Annotated in this window: 14 protein-coding genes; 12 read left to right on the top strand and 2 right to left on the bottom strand. The window is 62.8% G+C overall.

The annotated features are described in order from the left end of the window. Positions 1-210 precede the first annotated feature (210 nt). The 8 genes from LB559_RS29175 to LB559_RS29140 all read left to right on the top strand — a co-directional run bounded on the left by LB559_RS29175 (position 211) and on the right by LB559_RS29140 (position 6,844). Positions 211-1,296, top strand: a complete 1,086-nt coding sequence (locus tag LB559_RS29175) for an ABC transporter ATP-binding protein (protein WP_224675592.1) — start codon at positions 211-213, stop codon at positions 1,294-1,296. A gap of 37 nt (positions 1,297-1,333) precedes the next feature. Beyond that, positions 1,334-2,659, top strand: a complete 1,326-nt coding sequence (locus LB559_RS29170) for an ABC transporter substrate-binding protein (protein WP_013529762.1) — start codon at positions 1,334-1,336, stop codon at positions 2,657-2,659. A gap of 193 nt (positions 2,660-2,852) precedes the next feature. Then, the gene (locus LB559_RS29165) at positions 2,853-3,704 is read left to right on the top strand and encodes a carbohydrate ABC transporter permease (RefSeq protein WP_411970131.1); all 852 of its coding nucleotides are present in this window, start codon (positions 2,853-2,855) and stop codon (positions 3,702-3,704) included. 1 nt (position 3,705) lies between these two features. Further along, positions 3,706-4,599: a carbohydrate ABC transporter permease gene (locus LB559_RS29160; protein ID WP_024502709.1), complete on the top strand. Its 894-nt coding sequence runs from the start codon at positions 3,706-3,708 to the stop codon at positions 4,597-4,599. 99 nt (positions 4,600-4,698) lie between these two features. Next, a complete protein-coding gene (locus LB559_RS29155) occupies positions 4,699-5,310 on the top strand; it encodes a rod-binding protein (protein WP_032808145.1) in 612 nt (203 codons plus the stop codon). 13 nt (positions 5,311-5,323) lie between these two features. Next, the gene (locus LB559_RS29150; RefSeq protein ID WP_013529758.1) at positions 5,324-5,749 is read left to right on the top strand and encodes a hypothetical protein; all 426 of its coding nucleotides are present in this window, start codon (positions 5,324-5,326) and stop codon (positions 5,747-5,749) included. Between the two features lie 97 nt (positions 5,750-5,846). After that, complete coding sequence (locus LB559_RS29145) at positions 5,847-6,362, top strand: hypothetical protein (RefSeq protein WP_013529757.1); 516 nt, start codon at positions 5,847-5,849, stop codon at positions 6,360-6,362. A gap of 197 nt (positions 6,363-6,559) precedes the next feature. After that, positions 6,560-6,844 (top strand): SCP2 sterol-binding domain-containing protein, encoded by a 285-nt coding sequence (locus tag LB559_RS29140; RefSeq protein ID WP_013529756.1) that lies wholly within the window; start codon positions 6,560-6,562, stop codon positions 6,842-6,844. Positions 6,845-6,939: 95 nt separating this feature from the next. On the opposite strand, the gene LB559_RS29135 is transcribed toward LB559_RS29140, so the two are convergent. Continuing rightward, positions 6,940-7,509 (bottom strand): GNAT family N-acetyltransferase, encoded by a 570-nt coding sequence (locus LB559_RS29135; protein ID WP_063168935.1) that lies wholly within the window; start codon positions 7,507-7,509, stop codon positions 6,940-6,942. 153 nt (positions 7,510-7,662) lie between these two features. Beyond that, positions 7,663-8,796: an ornithine/lysine decarboxylase gene (odc2, locus tag LB559_RS29130; RefSeq protein ID WP_013529754.1), complete on the bottom strand. Its 1,134-nt coding sequence runs from the start codon at positions 8,794-8,796 to the stop codon at positions 7,663-7,665. A gap of 540 nt (positions 8,797-9,336) precedes the next feature. Between odc2 and LB559_RS29125 the strand changes: the two genes are divergently transcribed. The 4 genes from LB559_RS29125 to LB559_RS29110 all read left to right on the top strand — a co-directional run bounded on the left by LB559_RS29125 (position 9,337) and on the right by LB559_RS29110 (position 13,407). Then, positions 9,337-10,533, top strand: coding sequence for an amidase (locus LB559_RS29125; protein ID WP_127385244.1), 1,197 nt, complete (start codon positions 9,337-9,339; stop codon positions 10,531-10,533). A 2-nt stretch (positions 10,534-10,535) separates the two neighbouring features. Further along, positions 10,536-11,435: a LysR family transcriptional regulator gene (locus LB559_RS29120; protein ID WP_024502714.1), complete on the top strand. Its 900-nt coding sequence runs from the start codon at positions 10,536-10,538 to the stop codon at positions 11,433-11,435. 89 nt (positions 11,436-11,524) lie between these two features. Further along, positions 11,525-12,193 carry a DUF1007 family protein gene (locus LB559_RS29115; protein WP_027161413.1) on the top strand — a complete coding sequence of 223 codons (669 nt, stop codon included), beginning with the start codon at positions 11,525-11,527 and terminating at the stop codon, positions 12,191-12,193. Beyond that, positions 12,190-13,407: a nickel/cobalt transporter gene (locus LB559_RS29110; RefSeq protein ID WP_013529750.1), complete on the top strand. Its 1,218-nt coding sequence runs from the start codon at positions 12,190-12,192 to the stop codon at positions 13,405-13,407. The genes LB559_RS29115 and LB559_RS29110 overlap by 4 nt, the downstream gene beginning before the upstream one ends. Positions 13,408-13,409 lie beyond the last annotated feature (2 nt).

The following is a 13,409-nucleotide window of genomic DNA, read 5'->3' as shown; positions in this document are numbered from 1 at the left end:
TGATCGCGCAGAAGCGGACGCAGGAGCAGCTGGGAGGATTGTGTGGCGCGAAGCGGACCCTCCCAAGGTTCGGCTTTCCCCTAAACGCTTTACAGCCCGGTTTGGTAGCGCTACCGTTTCGGCCTAGCGTGAGCCTGGGAGGAGCCAGGGCTGTCGCTGGCGGAAGCGTTGTTCCTTCGACGACGTCGCGGGAATTTATTGGGAGGATCGATGGCGTCTGTCGCAATTGGCGAAGTCTACAAATCATTCGGCGCTGTCGAGATCCTGCACGGGGTCAGCGTGAACATCGAGGACGGCGAGTTCGTCACTCTGGTCGGACCATCGGGCTGCGGAAAATCAACCCTTCTCAGAATGATCGCCGGCCTGGAAAAGATTTCACACGGCCAGATCGCGATTGGCGAACGTGTCGTCAACAACGTTGCGCCCAAGGAGCGCGACGTCGCCATGGTCTTCCAGAACTATGCGCTCTACCCACACATGACCGTTGCCGAGAACATGGCGTTCTCGCTGATGCTCAAAGGAGTTTCCAAGCCGGAGAGCGATGCAGGCGTGCGCCGCGCGGCCGAAATCCTTGGGCTGGTGCCGTTGCTGGCGCGCTATCCTCGGCAGCTTTCCGGCGGCCAGCGCCAGCGCGTCGCCATGGGCCGCGCGATCGTGCGTGATCCGGCGGTCTTTCTCTTCGACGAACCGCTGTCCAATCTCGACGCCAAACTCAGGGTGCAGATGCGCGCCGAGATCAAGGAACTGCACCAGCGCCTCAAGACCACGACAGTCTACGTCACGCACGACCAGATCGAGGCCATGACCATGGCTGACAAGATCGTGGTCATGCATGACGGCATCGTCGAGCAGATAGGGCCGCCGCTGGAACTCTATGACCGGCCGAACAATCTTTTTGTCGCCAGCTTCATCGGCTCGCCGGCCATGAATTTGCTGAGGGGCGAGATCGCTATTGACGGCTCACCCTCGTTCCGCGGCGCCGGGGGGATTTCAGTCCCGTTGGCCTCGGCACTTTCCATCCCCAATGGCGAGCCTGTGGTGCTGGGAATAAGGCCCGAGCATTTGCGGCTGTCCGACGACCAGGGCATTCCGGTCACCGTCGCGGTGGTTGAACCAACCGGGTCCGAAGTGCAGCTCATCGGCCGGACAGCCGGCGGCGAAGAGATCGTCGCGAATTTCCGGGAACGACATTCCTTCACGCCGGGCGAAACCATCCGGCTTACGGCCGAGCCCGGCCTCATCCATCTCTTTCACGGAGAAACCGGACAGAGGTTCCAAACACGTACCGATCAGTAGGACCACAGGCAAGGACAACAAGCAGGAGGAAACGAGCATGAAGTTCACCAGACGTGACGTGATCCGCACCACCGCCGGCGCGGCGGCGGGTGCCTTGGGAAGTCGGTTCATCAGCTCTCCGGCCCTTGCCCAGGACGGACCGAAATACAAACCCGAGGATGGCGCAAAGCTTAGGCTGTTGCGCTGGTCGCCCTTCGTCCAGGGCGACGAGGACCAATGGCTGGCCAACACCAAGCGCTTCACCGAAGCGACCGGTGTCGCGGTCCGCGTCGACAAGGAAAGTTGGGAGGACATTCGCCCCAAGGCGGCGGTCGCGGCAAATGTCGGCTCCGGCCCCGACCTGATGTTCGTCTGGTTCGATGACCCGCACCAATATCCCGACAAGCTGCACGACGTGAGCGAACTGGGCGAGTATCTCGGCTCGAAATACGGCGGCTGGCATGATGGACCAAAGCAATATGCGACCCGGGAAGGCAAATTCATCGGCCTGCCACTGGCCACGATCGGAAATGCCATCGTCTATCGGGAAAGCTGGGTGAAAGAGGCCGGCTTTTCGGAGTTTCCCAAGGACACGAAAGGCTTCCTGGAACTTTGCAAGGCCTTGCAGGCGAAGGGCCATCCGGCCGGCTTCACGCATGGCCATGGCGTCGGCGACGGCAACAACTATGCTCATTGGCTGCTGTGGAGCCATGGCGGCCAGATGGTCGACGAGAGCGGCAAGGTAACGATCAACAGCCCCGAGACCCTCAAGGCCATCGAATACGCGCAGGAACTCTACAAGACCTTCATTCCAGGCACGGAAAGCTGGCTCGACGTCAACAACAACCGCGCCTTCCTGGCCGGCGAACTGGCTGTCATCGCCAACGGCATCTCGGCCTACAACACCGCCAAAATCAATAAGGACAATGATCCGAAGCTGGCTGAAATCGCCAAGGACATACGCACCACCAACCTGCCCATCGGCCCTGTCGGCAAATCCGTCGAATTGTTCCAGGTGACCACGGCTGTCATCTTCAATTACACGCCCTACCCCAACGCGGCCAAGGCGTATTTGCAGTTCATGTTCGAGGAACCGCAAATGAAGGACTGGATCACCTCCTCGGCCGGATATTGCTGCCAGACCCTGAAGGCATTCGACAACAACCCGGTATGGACTGCCGATCCCAACAACGCCGCTTACGCCAAGGCTTCGGCTACTCTGCGGCCTAACGGCTATGCCGGGCCGCTCGGCTATGCTTCGGCGGCAACCATGGCCGACTACGTGCTGGTCGATATGTTCGCCAAAGCGGTGACCGGCCAGGCGACGCCACAAGAGGCAATGGAAGAGGCCGAGAAGCGGGCAAATCGCTATTATCGCGTTTGAGCCGGTTCAGCCGGGCAGCGCGGCTGCCCGGCTGGCTTCGGATTGCATCGTGGCCGATCCGGCCGATCAATGAGACCTCAGCAGGAGCCGACCCATGGCCGTGCCGTCAGCTGCTATCCAGCCGCGATCTTCGATCTTCTCACGGATTCTATCGCGCTGGAGCGAAAGCCGGAACGCACTTGGCTTCGGCTTCATGCTTCCGGCGGCTGCACTGCTGCTTGTCTTCCTGACCTATCCGCTGGGGCTCGGCGTCTGGCTTGGCTTCACCGATGCCCGCATCGGCCGCCCCGGCATCTTCGTCGGCATCGAAAACTATGAATATCTGTGGAGCGACGCCGTCTTCTGGCTCTCCGTCTTCAACACCTTGCTCTACACGATCAGCGCTTCGATCCTGAAATTCGCGCTCGGCCTCTGGCTGGCGCTCCTCCTCAACCAGAACCTTCCCTTCAAATCGTTCTTCCGCGCGATTGTCCTGCTGCCGTGGGTGGTGCCGACGGTGCTCTCGGCCATCGCCTTCTGGTGGATCTACGATTCGCAGTTCTCCATCCTGTCGTGGGCGCTCATGGAAATGGGACTGATCGACCACCGCATCAATTTCCTTGGCGATCCGGAGAACGCGCGCGCCTCGGTGATCGCTGCCAATGTCTGGCGCGGCATTCCTTTCGTGGCCATCACGCTGCTGGCCGGCCTGCAGACGATTCCCCAGTCGCTTTACGAGGCCGCGACGCTCGACGGCGCCAGCCGTTGGCAGTTGTTCCGCTATGTGACGCTGCCGCTGCTGACGCCGATCATCGCCATCACCATGACCTTTTCGGTCTTGTTCACCTTCACCGATTTCCAGCTGATCTATGTGCTGACTCGCGGCGGGCCGGTGAATGCCACCCATCTGATGGCGACGCTCTCGTTCCAGCGCGGCATTTCCGGCGGCCAGCTTGGCGAGGGAGCCGCGATCGCGGTGGCGATGATCCCGTTCCTGCTTGCGGCGATCCTTTTCAGCTATTTCGGCTTGCAACGTCGTAAATGGCAGCAGGGCGGTGGAGACTGACATGGCCGCGATCGAAACGAGCAACCGTCCGAACACGGATGAAGGCGGCATGGGCTATCTTCAGAGCCTGCCCCGGCGCGTGGTGACCGTTTATCTGCCGCTCCTGATCTTCGTCATCGTACTGCTGTTCCCGTTCTACTGGATGACGATCACGGCGGTGAAACCCAATCTCGAGATGACGGATTATGCCAATTTCAACCCGTTCTGGGTCGTCCATCCGACGCTCGAGCATATTCGGTATCTGCTCTTCGAGACGTCCTATCCGGGTTGGCTCCTCAACACGATCATCATCTCGACCGCCTCAACTTTCCTGTCGCTGCTGGCGGCGGTGTTCGCTGCCTATGCGATCGAGCGCTTGCGGTTTTCCGGGGCGCGGCAGGTCGGCTTGGCGATCTTCCTGGCCTATCTCGTGCCGCCCTCGATTCTGTTCATTCCACTGTCGGTAATGGTGTTCAACCTCGGCCTTTACGATACGCCGTTCGCACTGATCCTCACCTATCCGACGTTCCTCATTCCATTCTGCACGTGGCTCTTGATGGGCTACTTCCGCTCGATACCCTTCGAACTGGAAGAATGCGCGCTGATCGATGGAGCGAGCCGCTGGCAAATCCTGACCAAGATAGTTCTGCCGCTGTCGGTGCCCGGCCTGATCTCCGCCGGCATCTTCGCCTTCACCCTGTCATGGAACGAATTCATCTACGCCTTGACCTTTATCCAGTCGTCCGAAAACAAGACCGTGCCGGTCGGCGTGCTTACCGAGCTGGTACGTTCGGACGTCTATGAATGGGGAGCCCTGATGGCAGGCGCGCTGATCGGCTCCCTGCCGGTGGTGGTGCTCTATTCATTCTTTGTCGAGCACTACGTCTCCTCGATGACGGGGGCGGTCAAGGAGTGAGGCTGAGGCGCAAATCCCACCCTCGGCCGGCAGCTTCGATCCGATCCCCGCACTCCGCTCCCTCTCCTTCCCGCAAGCCTGCCACAAGCTTGTTGAGGCATGGTCTGGTCAGGGAAAACCGGTAAAAGGCGGACTTTCTTGGCGATTTCTCCACCCAGCGACATCGTTATGGATGTGGCCCGAGCCGTCGACCCGGCGGATATCGAGACCGCCCGCGCCGCGCTGGCAAAGCGGGCCGGCGGCGCTACGGGCACGTTTTCACTCGACACAGCCGCTTCCGTCGATGCCGGCTCGATCCTGTCGCGCGCCACAGCCGACAAGGCCGCCGCCGCAACCGACCCGGCCAAGAAATTCAAGAAGTTCGAGGCGATGGTGCTGCAGACCTTCATCCAGAACATGCTGCCCAAGGACACCGAGGGCGTCTACGGCAAGGGCTTGGCCGGCGACATGTGGAAATCGCAGCTTGCCGAGCGGGTGGCGGACGTAATGGCCGAACGCGGCGGCATCGGCATCGCCAAATCGATGCTCGCCGACCACTATCTCGAAGGCAAGCGCGTCGTGCCCGTCGGTCCGGTTTCGGGCGGGCCGGAAAAGACCGAGGTCGACCAGCAAAACAGCCTGTCGACCTCGCTGGTCCATCAATTGCAGCGCAAGGCTGCGGGATCGATGACCGGTGACGAGACGACCATAAAAACAAATATCAAGATCTAAACTGGGAAACGCCATGGCCGACTTTTCGGAATCCACCCCCAACCTGCCAGCACGCACGACCACGTCGGAAGCGCCGATCCCGTTCGCGCGGCCCGGCAATCTCGCCGCCATCATCGGCCGCATCGAGGAAGTGGTCGAGGAAGAGACGGCAGGCATCCGCAACGCCACCAACTATGATCTCAAGGCATCGAACGCCCGCAAGAGCCGCTACCTCTACGAGTTGACCCGCGCCATGAAGGGCGGCAGCGAAGCCGAATTCCTCGAGCAGCACCGCGAGGGCCTGACCCGGCTGCGCCAGAAGCTGGCGAAGAACGAAGCGGCGATCCTGGCGCATCTCAGCGCGGTCAACGAAGTCGCCAGCCTGCTGCGGCACGCCATCCAGCGCGCCGAGACCGACGGCACCTATTCCGCCGGCGAGTTCGGCTGGATAAAGGCGTGATGGCGAACACAGGCGACACATCGGAGATCCTGCCTCGGCAACGGCGCCGTGCCGCGTTGCCATTGCAAGGGACTGACCAAGGGACTGACAAGGCCCGATGATCAAGGTCATCGCCATCGCCGTCTGGATCTGCGCCGCAACGCTGGGCGCCGTATTCTATTCTTTCCAGGCGGCCGGCGAGCGCGGTGTCGGCGAAACGCCGAAGCCGATGCTGGGCGGCCTCGACTACGTCAAGACCGACATCATTTCGGTGCCGCTGATCCGCGATTCCGAGATCGGCGGCTATTTCCTGACCAAGCTTGTCTACACGGTCGAACCCGAGCAGATCAAGAAACTGTCCATTCCCGCCGAAGCGCTGATCACCGACCAGGTTTATTCCTACCTCTATTCCAATCCGCAGATCGACTTCACCAACAAGGCGACGATCGATCTCGATGCCTTCCGCGCCGCGATCCGCGATACCGTCAACACGCGTGTCGGGGCGCCTTTGGTGCATGAGGTTCTGATCGACCAGGTCAATTTCCTGTCGAAGGACGAAATCCGCGACAACTGGCTGCGCCGCAAGAAAAGCGAGACGGCGAGCGAAATGACCAAGGCGTTCAAGGAACACTGAGTTGCCGGGCTCGCATTCCCGGCCTCCTCTAGGCTCGCCTGCCGCAACGGCAGGAACCAACCGCCTGAATTCGCGTTGACGTAAACGTCAACCCAAAGATATATGCGGCAGCGACCGTGATCGCGAAACCGCGGCACGGGCTTCGGCTGGATCGAAGCGCCGTTGCGAGACAGATGCAACCAGACAAGGAGAACAGCGTGAGCGTTCAGGAGATTGCCGAGAAGATCAAGTCGCGCGTGGCCAGCAGCGGGTTCGATCGTTCCGTGAAATTCGACACCGGCAGCGACGGCGTCATCGTCATCGACGGCGCAACCGTCTCGAACACCGATGCACCCACCGACTGCACCATCAAGCTCTCGCTCGACGATCTCGATTCGCTGATCGCTGGCGACCTGAACCCGACAATGGCGTTCATGACCGGCAAGATAAAGGTCGAAGGCGACATGACCGTTGCCATGGCGCTCAGCCAGCTGATCGGCTGAAGGCATGCAGGCGCCCAAGGTGGCGCCCACCAATCGCGAAAAAACGCCGCCTTTTCGGGCGGCGTTTTTGCATGAAATGCTGGCGGCTTCGTATCTCAGGCCGCCGATATCAATTCCTGCGCCTTCAGCTTGCGGCCGGCCGCCCTCAGCGTGCCGTGCACGCCGTCAAGCGCGCCTTCCACCAGTTCCAGCGCCAGCAGGCGGTGCCGCTCATAGGGTCCCGGCATGGCAAGCGAACCGGTCTTCTCGGCCGAGAAGCCGAAGCGCGCGTAATAGGGCGCATCGCCGACCAGAAGGATCGCGGCATGGCCAAGACGTGCCGCCTCGGCGATGGCATGGCGCATCAGGGCCGAGCCGATGCCGGCGTTCTTGAGCGACGGATCGACGGCAAGCGGGCCAAGCAGCAGCGCAGCCGCACCGCCCTCGCCCAGCCTGACGTCCCACAGCCGCACGGTGCCGGCGACGCCGCCCGAGCCATCGCGGGCGACGAAGACCAGGCCTTCCGAGGGCCGCCGGCCACGCCGCAGCTTCTCCGACGACTTTTTCCTGCGCTTCGGCCCCATCGCCCGATCGAGCAACGCCTCGCGCGCCGCAACATCGGCGGCGGTTTCGGCAACCATCACAAAGGCCGGTGCGTGGCCCCCAATTTCAACTGGCATTTCCATTTCCGTAATCCCTGGCGAGCGGAGATCTGTTCCACAGGCGAGCCCGGGTGGACGAAAGTCGCCCACCTGGGATGATCTGATCGGCTCTCTCAGCGCATTTTCAGGCGAAGTTGTGTCCGGTTCGCCGTTCGAAAATGCGCTGAGCAAGCGCCGTCAGATCACGTAGGATCGGAGAGGCTCGAAGCCGTTGAAGGCGACCGCCGAGTAGGTGGTCGTGTAGGCGCCGGTGCCTTCGATCAGCACCTCGTCGCCGATGGTCAGCGACAAAGGCAGCGGATAGGGCGTCTTCTCGTACATCACGTCGGCCGAATCGCAGGTCGGGCCGGCGAGCACGCAAGGTGCGGTCTCCGTGCCGTCATGCGCGGTGACGATCGGGTAGCGGATCGCCTCGTCCATCGTCTCGGCCAGGCCGCCGAACTTGCCGATGTCGAGGAACACCCAGCGCACATTGTCGTTGGCGGCCTTCTTCGAGATCAGCACGACTTCCGACTTGATGACGCCGGCATTGCCGACCATGCCACGGCCCGGCTCGATGATGGTCTCCGGAATGGCATTGCCGAAATGCTTGCGCAGCGCCGAGAAGATCGCCTGGCCATAGGCCTGGGCGGCCGGCACGTCACGCAGATAGCGCGTCGGGAAACCACCGCCCATATTGACCATCTTCAAGACGATGCCTTCCTCGGCGAGCGTCGCGAACACCACCTTGGCGTCGGCCAACGCACGGTCCCAGGCGGTCAGGTCGGTCTGCTGCGAGCCGACATGGAACGACACGCCATAGGCGTCGAGGCCGAGCCCCTTGGCATGGCGCAGCACGTCGACGGCCATCGCCGGCACGCAGCCGAACTTGCGCGACAGCGGCCACTCGGCGCCCTCGCCATCGGTCAGCACGCGGCAGAACACGCGCGCACCGGGCGCGACGCGGGCGATCTTCTCGACCTCTTCGACGCAATCGACGGCGAACAGGCGGATGCCGAGCTGGTAGGCGCGTGCGATGTCACGCTCCTTCTTGATGGTGTTGCCGAAGGAGATGCGGTCCGCCGGCGCACCAGCGTCCATCGCCATCTCGACTTCGGCAACGGAAGCGGTGTCGAAGGACGAGCCCATCGCAGCAAGCAGGCGCAGGATTTCCGGCGCCGGGTTTGCTTTCACCGCATAGTAGATCCTGGAATCGGGCAGCGCCTTCTCGAAGGCGCGGAAATTGTCGCGCACGACATCGAGGTCGACGACGAGGCAGGGGCCGGTCGGACGTCGGGTGGCGAGGAAGTCAAGGATGCGCTGGGTGGCCATCGGGGTCTCTCCATCAGCGCCTTTCGGCGCGCAATAAGGCTGCGGGACGCGGGCTGTCGGCCTCGCGAACTCGCGGTGGACAAAGGCGGGACGGAAATCCATGGAACCAGCCGGTGGAGACCCCGGAACCATGAAGCGCCGTCTCGCGGCGGTGAACCTTGGCCTTGCCCGGCCTCGGTTCGCTTTGTCTGCCTTGGCTTGGATGGGAGACCCGTCCGCACTGCCGGCAATGAAGGTGTGCCTCTTCAGTAACCCCGGTTTTTGGACAACCGGCAGAACACCAGAAAGGCCCGCACCGTCGTTGCTTCAAGGTGTCCTCGGGCTGGCGGTTGGCCGCTAGACCGACTGGAGGGGTTGGCTCCAGTTACCTTACCGATTTCCCTCACCATTCGAGGATCGGCGGACACCCACAGGCACGTGCGACTTTGGGCAAGCGCGATATAAGGGCGAAGACTTTCACAATCAATAAAAATCGTATCGCAGGTTGTAAAATTTCTGGCGTCGAACAATGTTGCGGCAACCGTATCCGGATATCGAACGATGACAGGCACGCACGGCCCTCTCAACGCCTTTCTCGATCTTCGCCAGATGCCCGTGGCACATGCCCAGCTTGGCCCGCTGGCCGGCCTGCGGCTGGCCGTCAAGGACATATACGACGTCGCCGGCTACCGCACCGGTTGCGGCAATTTGCAAAAATTCGCCGAAAGCCACGCAGCCTCGCGCACCGCACCCGCCGTGCAGATGATCCTCGATGCCGGCGCACGCTTCGTCGGCAAGACGCAGACCGACGAGCTCGCCTTCGCGCTGTTCGGTCAGAATGCGCATTTCTCGTTTCCGGTGAACCCGGCGGCACCCGACCGCGTCACCGGCGGCTCCTCATCGGGGTCGGCGGCGGCGGTGGCGGGCAGGCTGGCCGATATCGCCACTGGTTCCGACACCGGCGGCTCGATCCGCGCGCCGGCGAGCTTTTGCGGACTGATCGGGCTGCGCACCACGCATGGCCGCATTTCGCTCGACGGCACGATGAAGCTGGCGCCGAGCCTCGACACGTTCGGCTGGTTCGCCGACGACATCGAGACCTACGAGACCGTCGGCAAGCTGCTGCTCGGCCGCGATCCGCACCAGCACGTGTTGGACCGGCCGCTGGCGCTGGATTGGCTGGACGGGCTGGTCGCCCGCCCGGCGCTGGCCGAATATGCCGGAATGAAGGGGCTGGCGGGCGCGGTTTTCGGCGCGCCGGCGACGCCGGCAATCCGCTTCTCCTCATCTCCCGATGAACTTTACTGGTGCTTTCGCCGGCTGCAGGCCAGGGAGGCCTGGGCGGTGCATGGCGAATGGATCACCAGCGGCGAGCGCGACCTCGGCCCCGGCGTCGAGGAGCGATTCGGCTTCGGCCGCGCCGTCGACGACAAGACGGCCCAGGCCGAGAAGGTGCGGCGTCTGACCTTTCGCGGCGAACTGAGCGCCCTGCTCGGCAAGGACGGCTTCCTTGTCCTGCCGACGGTGCCTGGTCCGGCGCCTTACGTGGACAGCACGCCGGAGCAGTTCCAGGCCTATCGCGAACGGGCGCTCCAGCTTCTGTGCCTGGCCGGCCTGTCCGGTTTTCCACAGATCACACTGCCCGTCGGATCGGTCGCCGGCGCCCCGTTCGGCCTGTCGCTGCTTGGCCCTTCCGGCAGCGACATTGCCCTGATACGGCTCGGCCGGAAACTTCTCGACGCGGCACGAAAGGCCTGACCATGGACACACTGACGCGCATGCGTGCCTTCATCGACGTGGTCGAGGCCGAGGGCTTTTCCGCGGCGGCGCGCAAGATCGGCCGCTCCAAGGCCTTGCTGTCGAAATATGTGCGCGAGTTGGAGGACGAACTCGGCGCTTTGCTGCTCAACCGCACCACGCGCCAGTTCTCGATGACCGAGGCCGGCCACACCTATTACCGGCGCGCCTCGGAGATCGTGCGCGAGGTCGACAGCCTGGCCGACGCGGTGCGCGAATCCTCCGGCGACGTGCGCGGCCGGATCAAGCTGTCGGCGCCGCGCACCTTCGCCGACGCGCCGATCGGCCAGTCGCTGATCGACTTCGCCAAGCAGCATCCAGACATCGTGCTCGACATCCAGCTCGACGACCGCTTCGTCGATCTGGTCGAGGAAGGCTTCGACCTTGCGGTGCGCATCTCGCGGCTGGAGAACTCGTCGCTGATCGCCAGGCGTCTGGCGCCATTTTCGATAAAGCTCTGCGCCTCCCCCGAACTGATCGCCAAGCACGGCACGCCGACACGGCCGCAGGATCTCAGCCGCATGCCTTGCATCGTCGACACCAATGGCCGCGGACTGAACAACTGGCCGTTCAAGGGCGACAATGGCGATCCGGTCAGCGTTTCGGTGTCGGGTCCGATCGAGGTCAACAGCCCGATGACGGCGAGAGCCGCGGCCGTGTCCGGGCTGGGATTCACCGTCCTGCCGGATTTCATTGCCGCGCCCGACCTCGCGAGCGGCCGGCTGGTGTCGGTGATAGATGACCGTATCCTGTCGGGCGGCGGCATCTTCGCCGTCTACCCGCACCGCCGCTATCTGCCGGCCAAGGTCCGCGTTTTCGTCGACTTCCTGGTGCAGTGGTTCAGGACGCGTGAAGTTGCCTGACCCACTTCAGTCGAGCAGCGGTCCCAATTTCGCCCCCTTTCTGGTAACTCTCGGCAACTCTTCCGAAGCCTAGGGAATCGCGACCGAGAATGCACCTGAAACGGCACGCAATTATGCTGGCTTCGGCCTTGGCGGCTAGCTTTGCCGCCACTGGACCCGCTTACGTGCATCCACACGTCTTCGCCGAGGCTCGCCTCGATGTGATCCTCTCCCCGGATCACCAAAGCGTGAAGGCTCTGCGTCATCTCTGGCGCTTCGACGATCTGTTTTCCTCGACGGTGATGATGGAATTCGACAAGAACTCCGACCTGAAGCTCGACGACAAGGAGCTGAAGGAAGTCGCCGACACCGTTCATGCCTCGTTGGCGGAGTTCAATTACTTCCAGCTCGTCACCGTCGACGGCAAGGACGTGGCGATGACGCCGCCGCCGCATCTGATGGCCAATTTCGACAACGACCAGCTGATCATCCTGTTCGAGTCCGAACCGAAGGTGCCGATCAAGCTCAACGGCAAAATCGATATCGGCGTCTACGATCCGACATTCTACACGGCGATCGACTTCACCGAGGACTCCAACATCACGGTCGAAGGCCTGCCCTCGAACTGCACCAGCAAGGTGGTCCGTCCCGACCCCGACGAGGCCATCAAGGAAAACCAGAAGACCCTCACCGATGCCTTTTTCAATGACCCGACCGGCACCGATATGAGCAAGATCTTCGCCACCAAGCTCGAACTGACCTGTCAGCCAGAAGGATGAAGCCGGTGACGAAACCGTCCCTGCGTTTGGCATTCGGCCTGTTGGCCCTCACAGTCGCCATGATGCATTTCGCCGACGCGGCTCATGCCCAGAGTTCGCTCGGCATCGGCGTCAATGACGGCATGGCGCCCACCACCGGCCCGTTCGCCCATATCCTGATGTGGATCAATCTCAGGCAGCAGGAATTCTACCGCGCGCTGGCAACGGCGATGAAGGCGATGCGCCAGGACGGCAGCAAGATCTGGATACTCGTCGGCCTGTCCTTCGCCTACGGTATTTTCCATGCCGCCGGCCCCGGTCACGGCAAGGCGGTGATCTCGTCCTACATGGTGGCCAATGAAGTGGCGTTGCGGCGCGGCATCCTCTTGTCCTTCGTCTCGGCGCTGCTGCAGGGCCTGACCGCGGTCGCGGTGATGGGGGTCGCCTATTTCGTCCTGCGCGGCACCTCCGTCTCGATGACGGACGCAGCCTGGTTCATGGAGATCATGAGCTTTGTCTTCGTCACCCTGTTCGGCGCCTGGCTGCTGTGGCGCAAACTCGGCCCCGCCGTCCTGCGTCTGTTCGGCAAGGGCCCGGCCTACAGCCTGTCGGCGGCTCATGCCGGCCATTCTCACGCCGGTCATTCTCATGGGGGTCATTCTCATGGGGGTCATTCGCACGGCGCGCATTCGCATGCCGGCCATTCCCATGCAGCTCACAGCCATTCGGCGCATGCCCATTCGCACGCGCTGCACGCGCATGACCATGTGCACGGCCCTTCGCACGATCATCACGATCATCACGATCATGCCGAACACGATCATGCTCATCACGATCACGCGGCCGGCGAAGTCTGCGACACCTGCGGCCATTCGCACGCACCCGATCCGGCGCTGCTGTCAGGCGACCGCTTCGACTGGCGCACGGCCTGGACAGCGGTGGCGGCGGTCGGCATCCGCCCCTGCTCCGGCGCGCTGATCGTGCTCAGCTTCGCCCTGCTCAACGGCCTCTGGCTCGGCGGCCTGCTGTCGGTGCTGGCAATGTCGCTGGGCACCGCCATCACCGTTTCGGCACTGGCGACGCTGGCGGTGACCGCCAAGAACTGGGCGGTCTATTTCGCCGGCGACGGCCGCATGGGCAACCGCATCCACTCGATCGTCGAGATCGGCGGCGCCGCCTTCGTGTTCCTGTTCGGACTGCTGCTGCTGTCGGCAAGCCTGGCGAGCGGCGGATGATG

Origin of the sequence: Mesorhizobium sp. BR1-1-3, from assembly GCF_020165455.1 — a bacterium.
Classification (GTDB): domain Bacteria; phylum Pseudomonadota; class Alphaproteobacteria; order Rhizobiales; family Rhizobiaceae; genus Mesorhizobium; species Mesorhizobium ciceri.
Note: the sequence above shows the minus strand (reverse complement) of the source record. Positions and strands in the feature narration are given on the sequence as shown.